This window comes from Streptomyces sp. KMM 9044 (assembly GCF_024701375.2).
Lineage (GTDB): Bacteria > Actinomycetota > Actinomycetes > Streptomycetales > Streptomycetaceae > Streptomyces.
Genome location: NZ_CP113910.1, coordinates 3194113 through 3218257 on the forward strand (window position 1 = coordinate 3194113; position 24145 = coordinate 3218257).

Consider the following 24145-nt stretch of genomic DNA (forward strand, 5'->3'; position numbering starts at 1 on the left):
ATGGTGAGACGTCCCCCGGGCAGACACGGAGGTCCCGGGCCGGAGAGACGACGCCGTGCCCCGGGAACCGCCGAACGGCGACCCCCCGGGGCACGGCATACCGACGAACAGAGCGCTACGTCGTCGACCGGCGCCTACGCGCCCCCGGGCGCCGTTCGCTCGGCCGGGTCACCGGGTCGCCGGCCTCCAGCGCGGCCGTGCGGCGCCGCGCGCCGAAGTCGGCCAGGGCCTCCGCCAGCTTGTGCACCGACGGCTCCGGGGCCATGACGTCGACCCGCAGCCCGTGTTCCTCGGCCGTCTTCGCCGTCGCCGGGCCGATACAGGCGATGACCGTCACGTTGTGCGGCTTGCCCGCGATGCCGACCAGGTTCCGGACCGTCGACGACGAGGTGAAGAGCACCGCGTCGAAGCCGCCGCCCTTGATCGCCTCACGGGTCTCCGCCGGCGGCGGCGAGGCGCGCACCGTACGGTAGGCGGTGACGTCGTCGACCTCCCAGCCCAGGTCGATGAGACCGGCCACCAGTGTCTCGGTGGCGATGTCGGCACGCGGCAGGAAGACGCGGTCGATCGGGTCGAAGACCGGGTCGTAGGGCGGCCAGTCCTCCAGGAGCCCCGCCGCCGACTGCTCGCCGCTGGGCACCAGGTCGGGCTTGACGCCGAAGGCGATCAGCGCGTTGGCGGTCTGTTCGCCGACCGCGGCGACCTTGATCCCGGCGAAGGCGCGGGCGTCGAGACCGTACTCCTCGAACTTCTCCCGCACCGCCTTGACCGCGTTGACGGAGGTGAAGGCGATCCACTCGTAGCGGCCCGTGACCAGGCCCTTGACCGCCCGATCCATCTGCTGCGGGGTACGAGGCGGTTCGACGGCGATGGTCGGCACCTCGTGCGGCACCGCGCCGTAGGACCGCAGCTGGTCGGAGAGCGACGCCGCCTGCTCCTTCGTGCGCGGCACGAGCACCTTCCAGCCGAACATCGGCTTGGACTCGAACCACGCCAGCCGGTCGCGCTGGGCGGGGGCGAAACGCTCACCGACCACGGCTATGACCGGCCGGCCGCCCTCGGGCGACGGCAACGCCTTCGCCTGCTTCAGCGTCTGCGCGATCGTGCCGAGCGTCGCCGTCCAGGTGCGCTGCCGGGTCGTCGTACCGGCGACGGTCACCGTCAGCGGGGTGTCGGGCTTGCGACCGGCGGACACCAGTTCGCCCGCCGCCGCGGCCACCGAGTCGAGCGTCGCGGAGACGACCACCGTGCCGTCCGACACCCCGACCTCGGTCCAGCAGCGTTCGGACGCGGTGCGCGCGTCCACGAACCGTACGTCCGCGCCCTGCGCGTCCCGCAGGGGCACACCGGCGTACGCGGGCACACCGACCGCCGCCGCGACACCGGGGACGACCTCGAAGGTCACCCCGGCCGCCACGCACGCCAGCATCTCCTCGGCGGCGTACGCGTCGAGGCCGGGATCACCGGCCACCGCACGGACGACCCGCCTGCCGCCCCGCGCGGCCTCCATGACAAGATGTGCCGCATCCCGCACCGCGGGTGCGCCTACGGTTGGTGACGCGCCGTCAACGACCGTGAGCTGAGGCGTGCCTGTGCCCGGAGCGGACGCCGCGGAGGAACCCGCCGAGTCCGTGTCCGTGGGCACCTCGGCGACGCCCTGCCTGGCATGTCGGCGTACGACGTCGAGCACCTCGTGCTCGGCGACGAGAACGTCCGCGTTCGCCAGCGCCTCCACGGCGCGCAGAGTCAGCAGTCCCGGATCCCCGGGTCCGGCACCGAGGAAGGTGACGCACCCGTGTTCCGGAGGGGGTGGAAGGGTGGTGGGGCTCACAGTGCTCGCTCCCCCATCAGACCGGCCGCGCCCTGCGCGAGCATCCCGGTGGCGAGTTCGCGACCGAGCGCCATCGCCGCCTCATGCGTCTCGGGCACGGGACCGGTGGTGGACAACTGCACCAACGTGGTGCCGTCGGTCGTGCCGACGACGCCCCGCAGGCGCATTTCCTTGACAATCGACCCGTCCGTCTGGGGGTCCCCCCGGTCTCGAGCGAAGCCGAGAACTGGGGGGAGGTCGGCGAGCGCCCCCACAGGGGCGGTGCAGCCGGCCTCCAGGGCGGCGAGCAGTGACCGCTCGGCCGTCACGGCGGCCCGCGTGAACGGATCGTCGAGCTCGGCGAGCGCCGCGGTCAGCTCCGTGTCGCGCACGGAACACTCGACCGCCAGGGCCCCCTGGCCGGGGGCGGGCAAAACCGTGTCGACCGACAGGAAGTCGGTCACCTCGTCGCTGCGCCCGACCCGGTTCAGCCCGGCAGCGGCCAGCACGACGGCGTCCAGCTCACCGCTGGTGACGTACCCGATCCGGGTGTCGACGTTGCCGCGTATCGGCACCGTCTCGAACTCCAGGCCGTGGGCGACCGCGTACGCGTTCAGCTGGGCCACCCGGCGCGCCGCGCCGGTGCCGATGCGGGCGCCGCGCGGAAGGTCCGTGAGCTTGAGCGCGTCGCGCCCTATGAGCACGTCCCGCGGGTCCTCGCGCTCCGGTACCGCGGCCAGGACCAGCTCGTCGTGCGGCGCGGTCGGCAGGTCCTTCAGCGAGTGCACCGCGAAGTCCACCTCGCCGCGCACCAGGGCATCGCGCAGCGCGGCCACGAAGACGCCCGTACCGCCGATCTGCGAGAGGTGCTCGCGCGACGTGTCACCGTACGTGGTGATCGGGACGAGCTCGACAGGCCGTCCGGTCACCTGGCTCACGGCATCCGCCACCTGCCCGGACTGGGCCATGGCGAGCTTGCTCCGCCTGGTCCCGAGCCTCAGTGCCTTTCCAGTCATGCCGGCCCTCGGTTCTCTGCGATGTTCGCGATGGTCGCGTTCTTCGCGCTCTTCTCGGTGCTTTCCTCGGCTCGGGAGACGGAGGCCACCGTCTCGGGGTCGAGGTCGAACAGGGTGCGCAACGCGTCCGCGTACCCGGCGCCGCCGGGTTCGGCCGCGAGCTGTTTGACCCGCACGGTCGGCGCGTGCAGCAGCTTGTCGACCACCCGCCGCACGGTCTGGGTGATCTCCGCGCGGTGCTTGTCGTCCAGGCCGGGCAGCCGGCTCTCGAGACGGGCGATCTCACCGGCCACCACATCCGCGGCCATGGTGCGCAGCGCGACCACGGTCGGCGTGATGTGCGCGGCCCGCTGTGCCGCCCCGAACGCCGCCACCTCGTCGGAGACAATACGCCGGACCTGGTCCACATCGGCAGCCATCGGAGCGTCCGCGGACGCCTCCGCCAGCGCCTCGATGTCCACCAGCCGCACCCCGGCGAGGCGGTGCGCGGCGGCATCGACGTCGCGTGGCATCGCGAGGTCGAGCAGGTACAGCACGGGCTCCGGGCGCGGCGGCTCGGCCACCGGCTCCGGACGGCGCCGCTCGGGGATCCGGCCGACGCTCGCCGCGGTCGCGGCCAGCGCGCCGATCAGCTCGGCGTCCACCTGGTCAGCGCCGTCAGCGTCAGCGCCGCGCCGGCCTGCCTGGCGGCGGTCGACGGCGCCGCCCGCGGCCCACGCCGCGTGCTGCTCCAGCGTCGACGCGTCCATGCCGGCGACGGCCGCCTCGCCCATCACGGAGAAGCCGGGCGGCACGGAGGCCAGGTCCAGCGGGCAGTCCTCGTCGGTACCGATGCCCACGGGAGGCAAGGCCGCCGTCCGCGCCTCCGGCACCCCGCCTCGTACGGCGGCGTCCGGCAGCTCGCCGCGCCCGGTCCCCGGCTGTGCCCCGGCCCGGCCCTCGACACCGGCGGCGATCGCCTCGGCGGTGAGGACGAGCCCGGTCGCGCCCGTGCAGGAGACGACCACGTCGGCACGTGTCAGCTCGAACGGCACCGACCCCATCGGTACCGCGCGGACCGGCACGTCCGTGTCGTCGCCCTCCGTCAGGATCTCGACGAGGCGGTCGGCGCGGTCGGCGGTGCGGTTGGCGACCACGATCTCACGGACACCGGTCCGCGCGAGCGTGGCCGCGGCCAGCGACGACATCGAACCGGCGCCTATGACCAGGGCCTTCTTTCCCTGCGCCCAGGTCTCGACGGGTGCGCCGAGGGCCAACTGCTCCAGGCCGAAGGTGACCAGGGACTGCCCGGCGCGGTCGATGCCGGTCTCCGAGTGCGCCCGCTTGCCGACCCGGAGCGCCTGCTGGAACAGGTCGTTCATCAGCCGGCCGGCGGTGTGCAGTGTCTGCGCACGCGCCAGCGAGTCCTTGATCTGGCCGAGGACCTGCCCCTCACCGACCACCATCGAGTCCAGTCCGCAGGCCACCGAGAACAGGTGGTGGACGGCGCGGTCCTCGTAGTGCACATAGAGATGGGGAGTGAGCTCCTCCAGGCCGACCCCGCTGTGCTGGGCCAGCAGCGTGGACAGCTCGGCGACACCGGCGTGGAACTTGTCCACGTCGGCGTACAGCTCGATGCGGTTGCAGGTGGCGAGCACCGCGGCCTCGGCGGCCGGTTCGGCGGCGACCGTGTCCTGCAGCAGCTTGGTCTGCGCGTCCATGCTCAGCGAGGCCCGGTCCAGCACACTGACCGGCGCGCTGCGGTGGCTCAGTCCGACGACGAGGAGACTCATGTCGGCATCACGGCGGGTACGTCCCCGTCGGGTCCCTGGTCGACGGCGGGCTCCTGGTCCGCGGCGGCACCCCGGCGCGCGACAACGGGCGGCTGGGCGGAGGCGACGACGGCCCCCGAGGCGGCCAGCTCGCCGGCCTTGCGCTGCTCGTGGAAGGCGAGGATCTGCAGTTCGATGGAGAGGTCCACCTTGCGTACGTCGACGCCGTCCGGGACGGACAGCACGGTCGGCGCGAAGTTCAGGATGGAGGTGACCCCCGCGGCCACCAGACGCTCGCAGACCTGCTGGGCGGCACCGGCCGGCGTCGCGATCACACCGATCGACACACCCTCGTCCTCGACGATCTGCTCCAGTTCGTCGGTGTGCTGCACGGGTATCCCGGCGACGGGCTTTCCGGCCATCGCGGGGTCGGCGTCTATGAGCGCGGCGACCCTGAATCCGCGGGAGGCGAACCCGCCGTAGTTGGCGAGCGCGGCACCGAGGTTACCGATACCGACGATCACAACCGGCCAGTCCTGGGTCAGGCCGAGTTCGCGGGAGATCTGGTACACGAGATACTCGACGTCGTAGCCCACACCCCGGGTCCCGTAGGAGCCCAGGTAGGAGAAGTCCTTGCGCAGCTTCGCGGAGTTGACGCCCGCGGCAGCCGCCAGTTCCTCCGAGGAAACCGTGGGCACCGAGCGCTCGGAGAGCGCGGTGAGGGCGCGGAGGTACAGCGGAAGCCTGGCGACGGTGGCCTCGGGAATTCCTCGGCTACGGGTCGCCGGTCGGTGAGTTCGGCCAGTTGCCACGGTGCTCCTGCGGGTAGAGCGGGGCTTCAGGCGGTCATACGTCCCCGGACCGCCCCGTCGCATGCAGGCTATGTCTTTGTGAACGCGTGCACAAAGATGGTGTCCGTTTTGTCCACCCAAAGTGACCGGGGTCACGCACTCCCGGCACACTCGCACGGAACCGGTGCACGAACACCCTGGCTCCCTTTGTTCCGGGGGCAAAACCGCACACCCTCCTCCAGGTATCCCACCCCCGAGACCTGGTCGCCATCGATCCCAAGCGACTTTCCGGCTGTTTTGCACTGGCCGGTCAGTCACACCCTCAGTCGGCCAGGGCCCTGCGGAGGCGTCCCTCGTCGACACGCCAGAACGTGTGCTGACGGCCGTCGACGAGGACGACGGGAATCTGCTCCCAGTACCGCTCGTGCAGTTCCGGGTCCTGAGTGACGTCCTTCCCCTCCCACGCCACCCCGAGGTCACCGCACACCTTCTCCACCACGGCCTGGGCGTCGTCGCACAGATGACAGCCGGGCTTGCCCACGAGGGTGACGAGACGATCCTGCGAAGCCTTGCGGCGGAAGAGCGGACTCATGTCGGCCATTCTCACCCCGTGACGGGGCAGGGGAACCCCCTGCGACCCCTGGGAGGCGGAACGGCGTACGAAGCGGTGCGCGAAACGGCCTGCGGTCCGGCCCCCGAAGAGCGGTCCCCCTGGGCCGGGAGGGCCGCTTTAACCACACGGACGTGCAGAGTTCACGGTGTTCGAACCTCTCGGCTCCGGAACAGCCGGACGGACTGGCTATGCTCACGCCATGGCCGCTCTCGGATGGCTCACTCCCCGTAGACGCTCTGCCACGGCGCGGAGCGTATTGGCAGGCGAGGCCTCGGCGGAGGCAGCACGCAAGTCCACCCAGGAAGTTTCCGACCGTGAACCGGAGTTCCCGGTTCACGGCGACGAGCGGGCTGCCGCGTTCTTCGACCTGGACAACACCGTGATGCAGGGCGCGGCCCTGTTCCACTTCGGCAAGGGCCTGTACAAGCGGAAGTTCTTCGAGAAGCGCGACCTCGCCCGGTTCGCGTGGCAGCAGGCGTGGTTCCGGCTGGCCGGCGTCGAGGACCCCGAGCACATGCAGGACGCACGCGACTCCGCACTCTCCATCGTCAAGGGCCACCGGGTCTCCGAGCTGAAGTCCATCGGCGAGGAGATCTACGACGAGTACATGGCCGAGCGGATCTGGCCGGGCACGCGGGCGCTGGCGCAGGCGCACCTGGACGCGGGCCAGCGGGTGTGGCTGGTCACGGCCGCGCCGGTGGAGATCGCCCAGGTGATCGCGCGCCGGCTGGGCCTGACCGGAGCGCTCGGGACGGTGGCCGAGTCCATCGGTGGCGTGTACACCGGCAAACTGGTGGGCGAGCCGCTGCACGGCCCGGCCAAGGCCGAGGCCGTCCGCGCGCTGGCGACCGCGGAGAACCTGGACCTGAACCGGTGCGCGGCGTACAGCGACTCACACAACGACATCCCGATGCTCTCGCTGGTCGGGCACCCGTACGCGATCAACCCGGACTCCAAGCTGCGCAAGCACGCCCGCACCGAGGACTGGCGTCTGCGGGACTACCGCACGGGACGCAAGGCGGCGAAGGTCGGCATCCCCGCGGCGGCCGGCGTGGGCGCGGTGGCCGGCGGCACGGCCGCGGCCATCGCGATGCACCGACGGCGACGCTGACTCCGGCCTCTCCCTGCCGCACCTGCCGCACCTGCCGCCCGGTCAACTCCGCGGCGACGGACACCCGTACGGCCACCGGTCCGATCAGCGGGGAGCAGAAGTGGCACCCCGCCCGCGAACCCGGGCAATCCGACTGCCTCACCCCGCATCCCCATTGTCCAGTCCTCTTGGCTGCACACGGCCACAGCACGTCCCGCACCGAACCGGAATGCGAAGAATTTCGGTCAACATTCGGTCACCATCGGGCACCTGAACGAACATCAACAGGCCACCGAAACGACGTAACCGACGATTTCAGCAACTCGGCGTAGCAGTACCTGCACGAAGCGTTATTCTCCTCAGACGCAAACCGGTACCCCTCCGTCGCCACGACGGGTGAAAGGTTCCGCACTGCACGTGATGGAAGCTCTGCCTCTGGGAGTCCCGTGTACCCACACGTCGGGGTTGACGACCCGGGCCTGACCGCACTGCGCACAGCAGTCACGGCGGCCCGGGAGCTGCTGCGCGGCTGCGTCCCCACCGCGTACGCCGCCCCCGCGTACGCCGTCCCCGCATTCGCCACCGCACCCGCCGGCCCCTGCCCCACCGCCGCCGACGCGCCCGTCGGCCCCTGCTACGCCCTCGCCGACGACAGCGCCGCGGCGGGAAGACACCGAGGCGGACGGCCGTCCGGCGGCGCGGCCACCACCCGCCGTCCCGCCGCGGACAGTGACAGCGCCAGGATGCTGGAGCTCGTGGAACGCGCCCAGGCGGGCGAGGCCGACGCCTTCGGACGGCTCTACGACCAGTACAGCGACACCGTGTACCGCTTCATCTACCACCGGGTGGGCGGCAAGACGACCGCCGAGGACCTCACCAGCGAGACCTTCCTGCGGGCGCTGCGCCGCATCGGCACCTTCACCTGGCAGGGACGCGACTTCGGCGCCTGGCTCGTCACCATCGCCCGCAATCTCGTCGCCGACCACTTCAAGTCCAGCCGCTTCCGCCTCGAGGTCACCACCGGGGAGATGCTCGACGCCAACGAGGTCGCACGCTCCCCCGAGGACTCCGTCCTCGAGTACCTGTCCAATACCGCCCTCCTCGACGCCGTACGACGTCTCAACCCCCAACAGCGCGAATGCGTCACGCTCCGATTCCTCCAGGGCCTCTCCGTCGCGGAGACCGCCCGCGTGATGGGCAAGAACGAAGGAGCGATCAAGACCCTCCAGTACCGGGCCGTCCGCACCCTCGCGCGGCTTCTCCCCGAGGACACGCGCTAGCATCACCACCAGCGACAGGAAACATGCCCTGGGTGCCACACCGTCGGCTTCCCGAACCGGCTCTTCGACGTGCGTAACCCATGCACCGTACCGCTCGTTGTGCGGGATACAGGCTCCCTGTGGTCGATCCCCGACCGACTCCGATCACCCGATCGTGTGGACATGGTCAGGGGGTGGAACCCTCAGGACCCCCTGGGGAGTCGACCGTCATGACGAGAGGAGGTGCCGCCAGTGATCGCGAACGTATCGGCACACCGGCGGGCGAACGCCTTCGCCCAGGCCCTGGAGGAGCAGTCCGATCGGGGCACGGCGGCCGAACAGTCCAAAGGATCGGCCCCGGCTCCGGCGGCTGCGGAGACGGAACAGGCGCGGCTGCTCACGCTGGCCGCCGGTCTCGGCGAGCTGCCCAGGCCGGAGCTGGACCCCGAGGTCAAGGTCGTCCAGCGGGCCCGACTGGTGGCCGCGTTCGAGGCCATGCTCCAAGAAGGCACCGCCGAGGGCGAGGCAGCGGATCCGTCCGTACCCGACCAGCGTTCACGCCGTGCCCGGGGCGCACACCGGGCAACCCCGCTGGGGAAGCTGAGACCGCGCTCACGTCTGGCCAAGGGCCTCACCGCGGGCGGACTCGGCGTCACCGTGGCCGCGGGCGCCTTCGGCGGAGTCGCCGCCGCCAGCTCCGACGCCCTGCCCGGCGACTCGCTCTACGGTCTCAAGCGCGGCATGGAGGACGTCAAGCTCGGCCTGGCCGACGGCAACGACGAACGGGGCCGCGTCTTCCTCGACCACGCCTCCACCCGCCTCAGCGAGGCCCGTCGGCTGATGGAGCGTGGCCGCAGCGGCGACCTCGATCACGAGTCCCTCGGCGAGATCCGCCGCACCCTGTCCGGCATGCGGCACGACGCGTCCGAGGGCCATCGGCTGCTGCGCAACGCGTACCGGCACGACCCGGACTCCCTGGGCCCCATGCAGGCCCTCTCCTCCTTCTCGCACGCGCACCGGCAGGTCTGGGGATCCCTCCGCGACCGGCTGCCGCCGCAGCTCGGTGACGTCAGCGAGCAGGTCTCGTCGGTGTTCGACGCCATAGACGAGGACGTCGCCCCCCTGCAGTCCCTGCTTCCCACCTCCCCTGCCCGCAAGGGCGGGGGCGACGGCAGCGAGAGGCACGGCGGCTCCGGGTCCACGCCGAGCGCCCCCTCCGGCACGGACAGCTCCAGGACACCCGGCACCGGCACCGACGGCTCCGCCGACGAGGACGGCACCGGCAGCGGCGCCCCCGGCGGGTCCGCCGACTCCGGCGACAAGGACGAGGGCCTGATCGACGGCAGCACCGGCGGGCTGCTCGACCCGCCGGAGGAGAGCGCCGGCACCTCGCCGCCTGCCGACGGCGGCGGAGCGACCGCGCCGGCCTCGCCCGACGTCACGCTCCCGCCCCTCCTTCCCGGCCTGCTGCCGGGGCTGGGCATCGGCGGCGAGGACGTGGAGTAGGTCGCGGCGGAGCGACCGCGTGGATTGGCGGGTCCCCCAGTGGCCGGGGCCTGCCCCTTCACGTGCACACTACGGACGGGCCTCCCTAGAAGAACACCGAGCGTCGCTGCACCAGCAGCTTGTAGAGGGTGTGCTGGATCTGTTCCCGGACCTGGTCGGTCAGGTTGAACATCAGCATCGGGTCCTCGGCCGCCTCCGGCGGGTAGCTCTCCGTGTGGATCGGCTCGCCGAACTGGATGGTCCACTTCGTCGGCAGCGGGATCACGCCGAGCGGGCCCAGCCACGGGAAGGTCGGAGTCAGCGGAAAGTACGGGAACCCGAGCAGCCGCGCGATGGTCTTCCCGTTGCCGATCATCGGGTAGATCTCCTCGGCCCCGACGATCGAGCACGGGATGATCGGTGTCCGCGCGCGCAGCGCCGTGGACACGAAGCCGCCGCGGCCGAAGCGCTGCAGCTTGTAGCGGTCGGCGAAGGGCTTACCGAGGCCCTTGAAGCCCTCCGGCATCACCCCCACCAGTTCCCCCTTCTCCAGCAGCTGTGCCGCGTCCTCGGCGCAGGCCAGGGTGTGACCGAGCTTGCGGGCGAGTTCGTTGACCACCGGCAGCATGAACACCAGGTCCGCCGCGAGCAGCCGCAGATGCCGGTCGTCGGGGTGGTTGTCGTGGACGGCGACCTGCATCATCAGACCGTCCAGCGGCAGCGTCCCGGAATGGTTGGCGACGATCAGGGCGCCGCCCTCGGAGGGGATGTTCTCGATGCCCTTCACCTCGACCCGGAAGTACTTCTCGTACACCGGACGCAGCAGGGACATGAGGACCTGGTCGGTGAGCTCCTCGTCATAGCCGAAGTCGTCGACCGCGTAGTCACCGGTGAGCCGGCGGCGCAGGAAGGCCAGCCCGCTCGCGACCCGCTGCTCCAGGCCGCCGCCCTCGTCCCCGGAACCGGGTTCCGCACCGGTGTCGGGGACGGCACCGGACGCGGCGCCGCCGCCGTCATGCTCTGCGCGGAGTTCACGAGGCTCGCGGGCTTCACGGGGCTTGCGGGTCTCAGGGGACACCGGGGCGTCGTCCCCGGCGGACGCCCGCCCCGGCAGGGGCTGGACGTCGCGCATCCCGGCGGCCCCCGCCCCCTGGCGCCGGTTTCCCGCACCCCGGCGGCGCGACGGGCGCTGCGCGGCGCCCCCGGCACCCCCGCCCCCACGGGAGCGGTCGTCGTCGAACGGAATGACCTTGGCGTCCGCCATCGTGCTGCGCTCCTCAGTTGACGCTCTGCTTCGGGGAGTGACCGCTGTCCGTGCCCGGCAGGGGCAGCGCGGCGATCCGGTCGACGGCCCCCGCGAGGGCCTCCGGCGGAAGCAGCCCGGGGCCACGGCTGCGCACGAAGTCCGCGAACGTTTCTGCTGTCGTGTACTTCGCCGTGAAGCCCAGCGTCTCGCGCATCTGGTCCGTCGCCACCACCCGGCCGTGTGTGAGCAGCCGGATCTGCTCTGGTGAGAAGTCCGACATCCCCAGCGTACGCACCAGCGTGCCCGCCCAGGTGACCGCCGGGAGGAGCAGGGGCACGGTCGGCCGGCCGAGCCGCCTCGAACACTGCGACAGCGTCAGGACTCCGTCCCCGGCGATGTTGAAGGTGCCGCTGTTGAGCGTGCCGCGCCGGGGCTCGTACGAGGCGAGGCGCAGGACGTCGATCACATCGTCCTCGTGCACGAACTGCAGCCGCGGGTCGTAGCCGAACACGGTCGGCAGGACCGGCAGCGAGAAGTACTCGGCGAGCGGGCTGTCCGCGGCGGGGCCCAGGATGTTGGCGAACCTGAGCACGCACACGGCGACGTCCGGGCGGCGGCGCGCGAAGCCGCGCACATAGCCCTCGACCTCGACGGTGTCCTTCGCGAAGCCGCCGCTGGGCAGGGACTTGGCCGAGGTCGTCTCGGTGAAGACCGCCGGATCGCGGGGCGCGGAGCCGTAGACGTTCGTACTGGACTTCACGACCAGCCGCTCGACGCTCGGAGACTTCTGACAGGCACCGAGCAGCTGCATGGTGCCGATGACGTTGGTCTCCTTGAGCGCCGTCCGGCTGCCGCTGCCGAGCGGTGTGCCCGTGACGTCGAGGTGCACGACGGTGTCGGCGCCGGCCTCGGCGAGCACACGCGCGACGGTGGGCTGCCGGATGTCGGTCTGGACGAAGTCGGCGCCCCCCAGGTGGTGCGCGGGCCGGACCGCGTCCACGGCGACGACCCGGTCCACGTCCGGGTCACGCAGGATCCGCCGGACGAAACGGCCTCCCAGCGGGCGGGCCACTCCGGTCACGAGCACGACTTTCCCCAAGACCAGCGCCTTCCTCTTGCCTTCGCCTTGCCTTCGCCACGCGCCCGACCCAGGTGATGACAGTGGCCCCCCACCGATGCGGTGGGGGGCCACTGAACACGCTTCCGCGTCGTCGCTTACTTCTTGTTGCGACGCTGAACGCGCGTGCGCTTGAGCAGCTTGCGGTGCTTCTTCTTGGCCATCCGCTTGCGCCGCTTCTTGATAACAGAGCCCACGACTACCCTCGCTCACTTCTCATCACTCGGTGTTTGGGCGCCATGGGCCCACACGACCTACAAGGGGCTAGCCTACCCGCCCGAGCGCTGAGGTCGTAACCGAGGTGACCGGGGAGGCCCGCGAGTGCCCTTGTGCGGATCTCCCCGGCTAGCCGTCAGGCGGTTTCCACCCCCACATAGCTCTCGCGGAGGTACTCGTGAACCGCTTGCTCCGGGACGCGGAAGGACCGCCCCACCCGGATCGCGGGCAGATGACCGCTGTGCACCAGTCGGTACACGGTCATCTTCGACACTCGCATCACCGAGGCGACTTCCGCCACGGTAAGGAACCGAACCTCGTTCAGAGGCCTCTCGCCAGCTGCAGCCATGACACACCTGAACCTTCCGCACTCGACGGCCACCGGCTTCCCCTTCCGGTGACTCTTCGTCGTTGCGTGCTCACTCCCCAATGTAGGGGCGGGTGATGCGAATGGGGAAGAGGTGTACCCATCGGCGGCCTACTGTGACAGACACGCCCGATTGAGTACGTAGCGGGTCAGCGGCAGGTAGTAAGCAGACCGCACACCGTCATCAAGGGGAACGACCGCCGAGAGGCACCCCTCAGCCTCCCCCACGAACGGGGCGGGGTCGTTCACATCGGCCAGGGCGATGGTCTCGAACCCCAGCTGACCTGCCCCGCAGGCCCAGCCGTGGTCTCCGATCACCAGCCCGGGAAGCGGCCTGCCGGCCTCGGCGGCCGCGGCGAGCGCGGTCCGAACCGGGAGCGGGGAGTGCGTGTGTGCGCCGGGCTCACCACCGGAGCGCCCGGGAGGCGCATCCCGGACCAGGGCGACTCCTCGTACGTAGTCGAGGTGGTGTGTACGTAGACCGAACCGGGTCGTTATGTCGACACAGCGACCCTGCGCCGGGGTGAGGACGTCACATCCCGCCGCCGACAGAGCGTCTGCCAGTGCGGCGTAGAAGCCGAGCAGCCGGTGCGGGTGACCGGTGCCGAGCAGCACGGGCGCACCGCTCCGGGCGGCGGCCGCGATCCGTTCCGCATAGGCGTCCAGGGCAACCAGGGTCCGCTCCGGGGTGATCACATCATGCCCGGAAACGTGACGAGGATCGGCCGAGACCCCACACCTGGCCGCCATCAGCTCGATCAGTTCCCGTTGCCCCCACGCCCCTTTCGGGTCGAGTCCGATCAGCACGCGCGGGTCCCCGGCGGCGAAGAGCCGGTAGCTCCGCAGACTCTCCTCCCGCGTGGTGGCCACGGTCCCGGACAACCGGGCGGCCAGCAGATGCGCACGAAGCCCTGCGACGCTCGGAACGGAGGACGGGACGGCAGGTGGGCCGGTGGGAGGGACGCCGGGCAGAGGTGCGGGGGGGTCGGTCGTGGTCGGCACGGCAGCGATGGTGCGCGATCGGACCCCGCGCCGCCCGGAAATCCGGAAAACACCGCACGGTCGGCGTAACCGCACAGGAACGACGTCGCCACACGGGGGCAGGGAAGGCCCGTGCCCCGTACCGCGCGGCCGTGCTAGGGCAGCAGCCCCCGCAGCGGGAAGACCGCGCGCCGGGTCGCCAGTACCGCCTGGTCGAGACGGTCCGCCGGGTCGTAGCCGTCCTCCCAGGAGGCCCAGGACACGGGCCACCGGCCATCGGTCATCCGCACCGGCCCCAGCTGCCGGGTCCGGGCGTACACCTCCTGCCGCCAGCTCTCGGGGATCATCGTCGCCGGATCCACCGGCTTTCCTGCCGCGATCCCCACCAGATGCGTCCAGGACCGCGGAACGACCTCCACCACCGCGTAGCCGCCGCCGCCCAGCGCCACCCAGCGCCCGTCGGCGTGCTCGTGCGCCAGCTCGTGGCACGCCACCTGCACCGCGCGCTGCGCGTCCAGCGACACCGCCAGGTGTGCCAGCGGATCCTCGAAGTGCGTGTCCGCCCCGTGCTGCGTCACCAGTACCTGCGGCCGGAAGTCCGCCAGCAGCTCCGGCACCACGGCGTGGAACGCCCGGAGCCAGCCCTCGTCCCCGGTCCCGGCCGGCAGGGCGACGTTGACCGCGCTGCCCTGCGCGCTGTCCGCCCCGGTCTCCTCCGGCCACCCGGTCTGTGGGAACAGCGTCCGGGGATGCTCGTGCAGCGACACCGTGAGGACCCGCGGGTCCTCCCAGAACGCCGCCTGCACCCCGTCCCCGTGATGCACGTCGACGTCGACGTACGCGACGCGTTCGACGCCCAGCTCCAGCAGCCGGGCGACGGCCAGCGCCGCGTCGTTGTACACGCAGAACCCCGAGGCCGCTCCCGGCAACGCGTGGTGCAGCCCGCCCGCGAAGTTCACCGCGTGCAGCGTCTCCCCGCGCCACACCGCCTCGGCCGCGCCCACCGACTGCCCCGCGATCAGCGCCGACGCCTCGTGCATCCCCGCGAAGGCGGGATCGTCCGTCGTCCCCAGTCCGTACGACTGGTCCGCGGACGCCGGGTCCGCCGACGCCGCCCGCACCGCGCCGATGTAGTCCTCGCGGTGCACCAGCCGCAGCGTCGACCGACCGGCCGTCTTCGCCGCGACCACCGCCACCTCCCGGTCCAGCCCCAGGGCTGTCACCAGACTCCGGGTCAGCACGAGCCGGACGGGGTCCATCGGATGGTCCCGCCCGAAGTCATAACCCGTTACTTTCTCGTCCCACATCAGCTGTGTGCGGCCGCTCATGCCCGCCACCGTATCGGGCCGGTTCAGGAGCGAACGACCTGGCGTACACGAGTGTCACCAGCACCAACACCATCGGCACCAGCATCGCCCCGCGATAGCTCCAGACGTCCCCGAGCGCCCCGACCAGCAGGGAACCGATCAGGAACCCCACGTAGTTGAAGACGTTGAGCCGTGCGACGGCCGCGTCCGACGCCCCGGGGAACAGCCGCCCCGCCGCCGCGAAGGTCTGCGGCACCAGCACACAGAGCCCCAGCCCCAGCAGCGTGAACCCCAGCATCCCCACCCCCTCACCCGGCGCCCCCGCGACCACGGCGAACCCCGCCGCCGCCACCAGCGCCCCGGCCCGCACCACCGCCACGGCACCGAAGTGCCGCACCCCGAAGTCCCCGATCGTCCGCCCCAGCAGCGTGGTGGCCATGTAGACGTTGTACGGAACGGTCGCCGTCTGTTCCGAGCTCCCCAGCACGTCCTGGAGGTACTTCGCGCTCCAGTTCGAGACCGTTGAGTCCCCGATGTACGCCACCGTCATCACCAGACACAGCGGCAGCAGCAGTTTGAAGACGACCGGCCCGGACCCGCTCCCGCTCTCCGCAGCCGGCCCGGAACCCTCGCCCTTGCCCTCGTGCTGCTCCTGGTCCACGTACCGCCGGCTCCCGATCAGCGCCGCCGGCATCAGCACCAGCACGACCGGCAGATACGACACCCACAGCTCCAACTGCCAGTGCGCCCCCACCCACGCGAGCGACGCCCCGGCGATCCCGCCCAGACTGTAGGCGGCGTGGAAACTCAGCATGATGCTGCGCCCGTAAGCCCGTTGGAGACTCACCCCGAGCATGTTCATCGAGGCGTCCAACGCCCCCACGGCCAGCCCGAACACGGTCAGCGCCACGGCCAGCCCGGCCATGTGCTCCCCCGCCCCGACCCCGAGCAGCGCCAGCAGCACGACCGGCTGCGACCACCGCAGAACGCAGCTCGGCGGCACCCCCTTCGCCAGGCGCTCCGTCACCACACTCCCGATACCGGCGAGTACGGGAACCATGGTGAGGAAGGCGGGCAGCAGCGCGTCGGAGACCCCGTACCGGTCCTGGATGGCCGGGATCCGCGTCACGAGCAGAGCGAAGGCGACTCCCTGCACCAGGAAGGCGAACGCCAGTGAGGCCCTGCCGCGCCGCAGCACATCAGTCATGGCGGCGAGCGTAGGGCCCCGGTGTACTGGTGGGTAGATCCTGCCGAAGGCGAGCTGTGCTCAGTTCTTCCCCAGGAGCCCCGGCAACTCTCCCGGATGCGAGAAGAGTCGTGTGGCGCCCGCCAGCTTCTCGGCCGGCGTCATCGAGGTGAACCCGTACACGTCCATCCCGGCCGCGACCGCCGCCTGGACGCCCAGTGGACTGTCCTCGACCACGACACACCGCTCCGGCACGACCCCCATCCGCTCCGCCGCGTGCAGGAACAGGTCCGGCGCCGGCTTGCCCCGCCCCACATCCTGGGAGCTGAAGATCCGCTCGTCCTCGAACCACCGGTCGAGCCCGGTGGTCCGGTGCCCCACCCGGATCCGTTCATGGCTCCCGGACGAGGCCACGCAGTACGGCACCCCGTCGGCCGTCAGCGTCTCCAGCACTTCGACAGCACCGGCCACCGGCCTCAACTCCCGCTCGAACGCGGCGAAGACGCGGCCATGGAACACATCGTCGAAGTCTTCCGGCAACCGCTGCCCGGTCCGCTCCTCCACCAGATCGTGCACCCGATGCATGGCGGACCCCATGTAGTCACGGATGGAGTCCTCGTACGACGTCGGATACCCGAGCTCGGTGAGGTAGCCGGCCAGAAGCCGGTTGGAAATGGGCTCGCTGTCGACGAGGACACCGTCGTTGTCGAAAATAACCAGGTCATAGCGCATGACTCCGACCCTAAACGCGGGAAGCCCCGTGCCGAAGGGCACGGGGCTTCCCGTCAAAGATTGTTCGGCGGCGTCCTACTCTCCCACAGGGTCCCCCCTGCAGTACCATCGGCGCGGTAGGGCTTAGCTTCCGGGTTCGGAATGTAACCGGGCGTTTCCCCTACGCTATGACCACCGAAACACTATGAAACAGACAACCGCACCGCCCACCACCGCATACCGGTGACGACGGGGTCGTTCGTGGTTTCAGAACCAACACAGTGGACGCGAGCAACTGAGGACAAGCCCTCGGCCTATTAGTACCGGTCAACTCCACACGTTGCCGTGCTTCCATATCCGGCCTATCAACCCAGTCGTCTACTGGGAGCCTTACCCTCTCCAGGAGGTGGGAGTCCTCATCTCGAAGCAGGCTTCCCGCTTAGATGCTTTCAGCGGTTATCCCTCCCGAACGTAGCCAACCAGCCATGCCCTTGGCAGGACAACTGGCACACCAGAGGTTCGTCCGTCCCGGTCCTCTCGTACTAGGGACAGCCCTTCTCAAGACTCCTACGCGCACAGCGGATAGGGACCGAACTGTCTCACGACGTTCTAAACCCAGCTCGCGTACCGCTTTAATGGGCGAACAGCCCAACCCTTGGGACCGACTCCAGCCCCAGGATGCGACGAGCCGACATCGAGGTGCCAAACCATCCCGTCGATATGGACTCTTGGGGAAGATCAGCCTGTTATCCCCGGGGTACCTTTTATCCGTTGAGCGACGGCGCTTCCACAAGCCACCGCCGGATCACTAGTCCCGACTTTCGTCCCTGCTCGACCCGTCGGTCTCACAGTCAAGCTCCCTTGTGCACTTACACTCAACACCTGATTACCAACCAGGCTGAGGGAACCTTTGGGCGCCTCCGTTACTCTTTAGGAGGCAACCGCCCCAGTTAAACTACCCATCAGACACTGTCCCTGATCCGGATCACGGACCCAGGTTAGACATCCAGCACGACCAGACTGGTATTTCAACGACGACTCCACCACCACTGGCGTGACAGCTTCACAGTCTCCCAGCTATCCTACACAAGCCGAACCGAACACCAATATCAAACTGTAGTAAAGGTCCCGGGGTCTTTCCGTCCTGCTGCGCGAAACGAGCATCTTTACTCGTAGTGCAATTTCACCGGGCCTATGGTTGAGACAGTCGAGAAGTCGTTACGCCATTCGTGCAGGTCGGAACTTACCCGACAAGGAATTTCGCTACCTTAGGATGGTTATAGTTACCACCGCCGTTTACTGGCGCTTAAGTTCTCAGCTTCGCCACCCCGAAGAATGACTAACCGGTCCCCTTAACGTTCCAGCACCGGGCAGGCGTCAGTCCGTATACATCGCCTTACGGCTTCGCACGGACCTGTGTTTTTAGTAAACAGTCGCTTCTCGCTGGTCTCTGCGGCCACACCCAGCTCAGAGGGAAAACCCCATCACCGGACATGGCCCCCCTTCTCCCGAAGTTACGGGGGCATTTTGCCGAGTTCCTTAACCATAGTTCACCCGAACGCCTCGGTATTCTCTACCTGACCACCTGAGTCGGTTTAGGGTACGGGCCGCCATAAAACTCGCTAGAGGCTTTTCTCGACAGCATAGGATCATCCACTTCACCACAATCGGCTCGGCATCAGGTCTCAGCCCCGTGTGCGACGGATTTACCTACCGCACGGCCTACACCCTTACCCCGGGACAACCACCGCCCGGGCTGGACTACCTTCCTGCGTCACCCCATCACTCACCTACTGACCGCTTGGACCGGCGGCTCCACCACTTTCCCTTCCCCGAAGGGTCCGGAACGGCTTCACGGCCTTAGCATCACGATGCTCGATGTTTGACGCTTCACAGCGGGTACCGGAATATCAACCGGTTATCCATCGACTACGCCTGTCGGCCTCGCCTTAGGTCCCGACTTACCCTGGGCAGATCAGCTTGACCCAGGAACCCTTAGTCAATCGGCGCACACGTTTCTCACGTGTGTATCGCTACTCATGCCTGCATTCTCACTCGTGAACCGTCCACAACTCGCTTCCGCGGCTGCTTCACCCGGCACACGACGCTCCCCTACCCATCACGATCCCCGTTGGGGGCACATATCGCAATGACACGACTTCGGCGGTACGCTTGAGCCCCGCTACATTGTCGGCGCGGAATCACTAGACCAGTGAGCTATTACGCACTCTTTCAAGGATGGCTGCTTCTAAGCCAACCTCCTGGTTGTCTGTGCGACTCCACATCCTTTCCCACTTAGCGTACGCTTGGGGGCCTTAGTCGATGCTCTGGGCTGTTTCCCTCTCGACCATGGAGCTTATCCCCCACAGTCTCACTGCCGCGCTCTCACTTACCGGCATTCGGAGTTTGGCTAAGGTCAGTAACCCGGTAGGGCCCATCGCCTATCCAGTGCTCTACCTCCGGCAAGAAACACACGACGCTGCACCTAAATGCATTTCGGGGAGAACCAGCTATCACGGAGTTTGATTGGCCTTTCACCCCTAACCACAGGTCATCCCCCAGGTTTTCAACCCTGGTGGGTTCGGTCCTCCACGAAGTCTTACCTCCGCTTCAACCTGCCCATGGCTAGATCACTCCGCTTCGGGTCTTGAGCATGCTACTGAAACGCCCTGTTCGGACTCGCTTTCGCTACGGCTTCCCCACCCGGGTTAACCTCGCAACACACCGCAAACTCGCAGGCTCATTCTTCAAAAGGCACGCAGTCACGACGCCGAGTGCACGCACTCGACGCGACGCTCCCACGGCTTGTAGGCACACGGTTTCAGGTACTATTTCACTCCGCTCCCGCGGTACTTTTCACCATTCCCTCACGGTACTATCCGCTATCGGTCACCAGGGAATATTTAGGCTTAGCGGGTGGTCCCGCCAGATTCACACGGGATTTCTCGGGCCCCGTGCTACTTGGGTGTCTCTCCAACGAGCCGCTGACGTTTCGACTACGGGGGTCTTACCCTCTACGCCGGACCTTTCGCATGTCCTTCGCCTACATCAACGGTTTCTGACTCGCCCTGTTGCCGGCAGACAACAGAAGAGAGATCCCACAACCCCGCATGCGCAACCCCTGCCGGGTCTCACACACATACGGTTTAGCCTCATCCGGTTTCGCTCGCCACTACTCCCGGAATCACGGTTGTTTTCTCTTCCTGCGGGTACTGAGATGTTTCACTTCCCCGCGTTCCCTCCACATACCCTATGTGTTCAGGTATGGGTGACAGCCCATGACGACTGCCGGGTTTCCCCATTCGGACACCCCCGGATCAAAGCCTGGTTGACGACTCCCCGGGGCCTATCGTGGCCTCCCACGTCCTTCATCGGTTCCTGGTGCCAAGGCATCCACCGTGCGCCCTTAAAAACTTGGCCACAGATGCTCGCGTCCACTGTGCAGTTCTCAAACAACGACCAACCACCCACCACCCCCGGCAACAACCGGAGTTCACTGGGGCCGGCATCCAGAGGGATCATTCCCTCAGACACCCAACAGCGTGCCCGGCCGGCCTCCGCCCGAAGATCATGCTTTCCCCACTCCGCAGAGCAGTACTCACACACCCCCGACCCGGAAAACCCGGCCGACTAATCAACGTTCCACCCATGAGCAACCAGCACCGGACACGCGCCGGTGTACTGGCCCTGGACCACCGGGCAAGCCCGGCAGCCTGGAAGTGCTCCTTAGAAAGGAGGTGATCCAGCCGCACCTTCCGGTACGGCTACCTTGTTACGACTTCGTCCCAATCGCCAGTCCCACCTTCGACAGCTCCCTCCCCACAAGGGGGTTGGGCCACCGGCTTCGGGTGTTACCGACTTTCGTGACGTGACGGGCGGTGTGTACAAGGCCCGGGAACGTATTCACCGCAGCAATGCTGATCTGCGATTACTAGCAACTCCGACTTCATGGGGTCGAGTTGCAGACCCCAATCCGAACTGAGACCGGCTTTTTGAGATTCGCTCCACCTCACGGCATCGCAGCTCATTGTACCGGCCATTGTAGCACGTGTGCAGCCCAAGACATAAGGGGCATGATGACTTGACGTCGTCCCCACCTTCCTCCGAGTTGACCCCGGCGGTCTCCTGTGAGTCCCCATCACCCCGAAGGGCATGCTGGCAACACAGAACAAGGGTTGCGCTCGTTGCGGGACTTAACCCAACATCTCACGACACGAGCTGACGACAGCCATGCACCACCTGTACACCGACCACAAGGGGGGCACTATCTCTAATGCTTTCCGGTGTATGTCAAGCCTTGGTAAGGTTCTTCGCGTTGCGTCGAATTAAGCCACATGCTCCGCTGCTTGTGCGGGCCCCCGTCAATTCCTTTGAGTTTTAGCCTTGCGGCCGTACTCCCCAGGCGGGGAACTTAATGCGTTAGCTGCGGCACCGACGACGTGGAATGTCGCCAACACCTAGTTCCCACCGTTTACGGCGTGGACTACCAGGGTATCTAATCCTGTTCGCTCCCCACGCTTTCGCTCCTCAGCGTCAGTAATGGCCCAGAGATCCGCCTTCGCCACCGGTGTTCCTCCTGATATCTGCGCATTTCACCGCTACACCAGGAATTCCGATCTCCCCTACCACACTCTAGCCTGCCCGTATCGACTGCAGACCCGGGGTTAAGCCCCGGGCTTTCACAATCGACGCGACAAGCCGCCTACGAGCTCTTTACGCCCAATAATTCCGGACAACGCTCGCGCCCTACGTATTACCGCGGCTGCTGGCACGTAGTTAGCCGGCGCTTCTTCTGCAGGTACCGTCACTTTCGCTTCTTCCCTGCTGAAAGAGGTTTACAACCCGAAGGCCGTCATCCCTCACGCGGCGTCGCTGCATCAGGCTTTCGCCCATTGTGCAATATTCCCCACTGCTGCCTCCCGTAGGAGTCTGGGCCGTGTCTCAGTCCCAGTGTGGCCGGTCGCCCTCTCAGGCCGGCTACCCGTCGTCGCCTTGGTGAGCCATTACCTCACCAACAAGCTGATAGGCCGCGGGCTCATCCCTCACCGCCGGAGCTTTTAACCCCCACTCATGCGAGTGGAAGTGTTATCCGGTATTAGACCCCGTTTCCAGGGCTTGTCCCAGAGTGAAGGGCAGATTGCCCACGTGTTACTCACCCGTTCGCCACTAATCCCCACCGAAGTGGTTCATCGTTCGACTTGCATGTGTTAAGCACGCCGCCAGCGTTCGTCCTGAGCCAGGATCAAACTCTCCGTGAATGCTCTCCCGTAACCGGGAAGGACACATCACGAGAGCGGAACAGTCGAGCGGAACAGGCCCGACCGTTCACAGCGTCCTCGCTGTGTTTTCTTCAAAGGAACCTCGTCCCGGCCGAACGGCCGAGGACGGGGTATCAACATATCTGGCGTTGATTTTTGGCACGCTGTTGAGTTCTCAAGGAACGGACGCTTCCTTCGTACTCACCCTCTCGGGCTTTCCTCCGGGCGCTTCCCTTCGGTCCTGCGTCCCCGACTCTACCAGATCTTTCCGATCCGATTTCCTCGGGCCTTCCGCTTTCCAGGCTCCCGCTTTCGCGTTCCCCTTTCCGGCGGATCCGACTCTATCAGATCTTTTTCTTCGACCTGACCCCCGGTCAGCGGGGTTCGCCTTTCCGGCCCTTGGGCCGTTCCGACGAAGTGAGACTCTAGCGGATTCCCGGCTCCCGAGCTAATCGGGGGCCTACGCCCTTTCGGATGCGGATTCCTCATTTCGCGAATACGCATACCAATGACATGACAGCAGACAGAGGACTGCCGTCGATCAGGTGCGGTACTCGCGGAATGACTGTCCGGGGCCGACCGGAGTCGGTGCTCACGTCGGACAACTCGGAGAACAGTACGGATCACGGCAGGACGTGTCAACTCGCTGCCGTGATCCTCACCCGGTCTCCCTCTTCAGGCGTAGCCTGTCCCGCATGACGACGACGCGTACGTACAGCCAGTTCTGGTGGGCCGCCTGACAGCGGCCGTCGTACGTATGCGCTCAACGGCCGCCGCTTCGGTGGCCGTTTTCGTTTCTCCCTCCAGGGCTTCGGCCCTCAGGACTCCGGGAACGGCCGGCCGGGGCGGCGGTCACGGCCGGGAGACGGAGACAGGAAGCGATACACGGGTTTTCAGCGGGATCAAACCGACCGGGCACCTGACGCTGGGAAACTACCTGGGGGCCATGCGGCGGTGGGCCGCGGTCGATCAGCACCGGGCGCACGCATTGTTCTGTGTCGTCGACCTGCACGCGCTGACCGTGGACCACGATCCGGCACGGGTGCGCAGACTGACCCGGCAGGCGACGACGCTGCTGCTGCTGCTGGCCACCGGGGTGGATCCGGAGCTGTGCACCGTGTTCGTGCAGAGCCATGTCGACGAGCACGCCCGTCTGTCGTACGTGCTGGAGTGCGTGGCGACCGACGGCGAGATGCGGCGGATGATCCAGTACAGGGAGAAGGCCGCGCTGGAACGGCGGCGGGGCGGCAGTGTGCGGTTGTCGCTGCTGACGTATCCCGTGCTGATGGCGGCGGACATCCTGGCGTACGGGACGGACGAGGTGCCGGTGGGGGACGACCAGGCACCGCACGTGGAACTCACGCGGGATCTGGCCGTGCGGTTCAACCAGCGGTACGGGCACGCCTTCGCCGTGCCCCGGGCCACGCACCCGGCGGTGGCCGCGCGGGTGATGAATCTGCGGGACCCCCTGTCGACGATGGGGAGGGGCGACGACGTCGGGCCGGGGACCGTCTGTCTGCTGGACGATCCGGACGTGGTGCGCAGGAAGGTCATGCGTGCCGTGACCGACAGCGGTACCGATGTCGTGTACGACCGCGAGGCACGGCCCGGGGTGGCGAATCTGCTCGAGATTCTCGCGGCGTGCTCGGGCGGGGACCCGGAGGCGCTCGGCGGTGCGTACGGGTCGTACGGGGCGTTGAAGAAGGACACCGCGGAGGCCGTGGTCGAGGTGCTGAGGCCGCTGCGGGAGAAGCACAAGGAACTGTGCGCGGGTCCCGGTTATGTGGAAGGGGTGTTGCGGGACGGCGCGGAAAGGGCTCGCTGTATGGCACGGCCCATCGTGGACGCCGCTTATCGGGCCATCGGCCTGCTCCCGGCGTCCGGTGTCGGGGCCGGGAGGTAGTCCCGGCCCCCGTGCCGGTGGCGGTGTCCGTGCCGGTC

16 protein-coding genes, 3 rRNA genes and 1 pseudogene are annotated in these 24145 nt (G+C 68.0%); 4 read left to right on the plus strand and 16 right to left on the minus strand.

Going from position 1 to position 24145, the window contains the following annotated elements; translation table 11 throughout:
* Positions 1 to 115: 115 nt before the first annotated feature.
* The 5 genes from HUV60_RS14280 to HUV60_RS14300 all read right to left on the minus strand — a co-directional run bounded on the left by HUV60_RS14280 (position 116) and on the right by HUV60_RS14300 (position 5969).
* Positions 116 to 1831 carry a bifunctional uroporphyrinogen-III C-methyltransferase/uroporphyrinogen-III synthase gene (locus tag HUV60_RS14280; RefSeq protein ID WP_257850884.1) on the minus strand — a complete coding sequence of 572 codons (1716 nt, stop codon included), beginning with the start codon at positions 1829 to 1831 and terminating at the stop codon, positions 116 to 118.
* Positions 1828 to 2826 (minus strand): hydroxymethylbilane synthase, encoded by a 999-nt coding sequence (hemC, locus tag HUV60_RS14285; protein ID WP_257850883.1) that lies wholly within the window; start codon positions 2824 to 2826, stop codon positions 1828 to 1830. Before hemC ends, HUV60_RS14280 begins: the two co-directional genes overlap by 4 nt.
* Positions 2823 to 4598, minus strand: coding sequence for a glutamyl-tRNA reductase (locus tag HUV60_RS14290; RefSeq protein ID WP_257850882.1), 1776 nt, complete (start codon positions 4596 to 4598; stop codon positions 2823 to 2825). The genes hemC and HUV60_RS14290 overlap by 4 nt, the downstream gene beginning before the upstream one ends.
* Complete coding sequence (locus HUV60_RS14295; protein WP_257850881.1) at positions 4595 to 5389, minus strand: redox-sensing transcriptional repressor Rex; 795 nt, start codon at positions 5387 to 5389, stop codon at positions 4595 to 4597. Before HUV60_RS14295 ends, HUV60_RS14290 begins: the two co-directional genes overlap by 4 nt.
* Positions 5390 to 5690: 301 nt before the next feature.
* On the minus strand, positions 5691 to 5969 hold the full coding sequence (locus HUV60_RS14300; RefSeq protein ID WP_257850880.1) for a glutaredoxin family protein: 279 nt from the start codon (positions 5967 to 5969) through the stop codon (positions 5691 to 5693).
* Positions 5970 to 6180: 211 nt separating this feature from the next.
* Between HUV60_RS14300 and HUV60_RS14305 the strand changes: the two genes are divergently transcribed.
* From HUV60_RS14305 to HUV60_RS14315, 3 genes are all read left to right on the plus strand, one after another.
* Complete coding sequence (locus HUV60_RS14305; RefSeq protein WP_257850879.1) at positions 6181 to 7092, plus strand: HAD family hydrolase; 912 nt, start codon at positions 6181 to 6183, stop codon at positions 7090 to 7092.
* 425 nt (positions 7093 to 7517) lie between these two features.
* Positions 7518 to 8351 (plus strand): ECF subfamily RNA polymerase sigma factor, BldN family, encoded by an 834-nt coding sequence (locus HUV60_RS14310; protein WP_257850878.1) that lies wholly within the window; start codon positions 7518 to 7520, stop codon positions 8349 to 8351.
* A gap of 231 nt (positions 8352 to 8582) precedes the next feature.
* Positions 8583 to 9836 carry a DUF5667 domain-containing protein gene (locus tag HUV60_RS14315; protein WP_257850877.1) on the plus strand — a complete coding sequence of 418 codons (1254 nt, stop codon included), beginning with the start codon at positions 8583 to 8585 and terminating at the stop codon, positions 9834 to 9836.
* A gap of 85 nt (positions 9837 to 9921) precedes the next feature.
* Here HUV60_RS14315 and HUV60_RS14320 read toward each other — a convergent pair whose 3' ends face one another.
* From HUV60_RS14320 to HUV60_RS14370, 11 genes are all read right to left on the minus strand, one after another.
* Positions 9922 to 11079 (minus strand): lysophospholipid acyltransferase family protein, encoded by a 1158-nt coding sequence (locus HUV60_RS14320; RefSeq protein ID WP_257850876.1) that lies wholly within the window; start codon positions 11077 to 11079, stop codon positions 9922 to 9924.
* A 13-nt stretch (positions 11080 to 11092) separates the two neighbouring features.
* Entirely contained in the window at positions 11093 to 12160 is a 1068-nt protein-coding gene (locus HUV60_RS14325; protein ID WP_257850875.1) for an NAD-dependent epimerase/dehydratase family protein, read from the minus strand.
* Positions 12161 to 12276: 116 nt separating this feature from the next.
* Positions 12277 to 12375, minus strand: coding sequence for a 30S ribosomal protein bS22 (locus HUV60_RS14330; RefSeq protein WP_003948845.1), 99 nt, complete (start codon positions 12373 to 12375; stop codon positions 12277 to 12279).
* 155 nt (positions 12376 to 12530) lie between these two features.
* Positions 12531 to 12743: a helix-turn-helix domain-containing protein gene (locus HUV60_RS14335; protein ID WP_062193679.1), complete on the minus strand. Its 213-nt coding sequence runs from the start codon at positions 12741 to 12743 to the stop codon at positions 12531 to 12533.
* A 129-nt stretch (positions 12744 to 12872) separates the two neighbouring features.
* The gene (locus HUV60_RS14340) at positions 12873 to 13658 is read right to left on the minus strand and encodes a phosphatase (RefSeq protein ID WP_257851730.1); all 786 of its coding nucleotides are present in this window, start codon (positions 13656 to 13658) and stop codon (positions 12873 to 12875) included.
* Between the two features lie 239 nt (positions 13659 to 13897).
* Positions 13898 to 15070, minus strand: a complete 1173-nt coding sequence (locus tag HUV60_RS14345; RefSeq protein ID WP_257850874.1) for an acetoin utilization protein AcuC — start codon at positions 15068 to 15070, stop codon at positions 13898 to 13900.
* Positions 15021 to 16256 carry an MFS transporter gene (locus HUV60_RS14350; RefSeq protein ID WP_257850873.1) on the minus strand — a complete coding sequence of 412 codons (1236 nt, stop codon included), beginning with the start codon at positions 16254 to 16256 and terminating at the stop codon, positions 15021 to 15023. The genes HUV60_RS14345 and HUV60_RS14350 overlap by 50 nt, the downstream gene beginning before the upstream one ends.
* Positions 16257 to 16316: 60 nt before the next feature.
* Positions 16317 to 16967: an HAD family hydrolase gene (locus HUV60_RS14355; RefSeq protein ID WP_257850872.1), complete on the minus strand. Its 651-nt coding sequence runs from the start codon at positions 16965 to 16967 to the stop codon at positions 16317 to 16319.
* A 62-nt stretch (positions 16968 to 17029) separates the two neighbouring features.
* Positions 17030 to 17146 (minus strand): 5S ribosomal RNA (gene rrf, locus HUV60_RS14360).
* A 97-nt stretch (positions 17147 to 17243) separates the two neighbouring features.
* A 23S ribosomal RNA gene (locus tag HUV60_RS14365) occupies positions 17244 to 20366 on the minus strand.
* Between the two features lie 310 nt (positions 20367 to 20676).
* A 16S ribosomal RNA gene (locus tag HUV60_RS14370) occupies positions 20677 to 22204 on the minus strand.
* The 16S, 23S and 5S rRNA genes sit together here, the layout of an rRNA operon.
* Positions 22205 to 23087: 883 nt before the next feature.
* On the opposite strand from HUV60_RS14370, the pseudogene trpS reads away from it, so the two are divergent.
* Positions 23088 to 24107 (plus strand): annotated as a pseudogene (trpS, locus tag HUV60_RS14375) (tryptophan--tRNA ligase); the annotation flags it as partial.
* Positions 24108 to 24145: the final 38 nt, after the last annotated feature.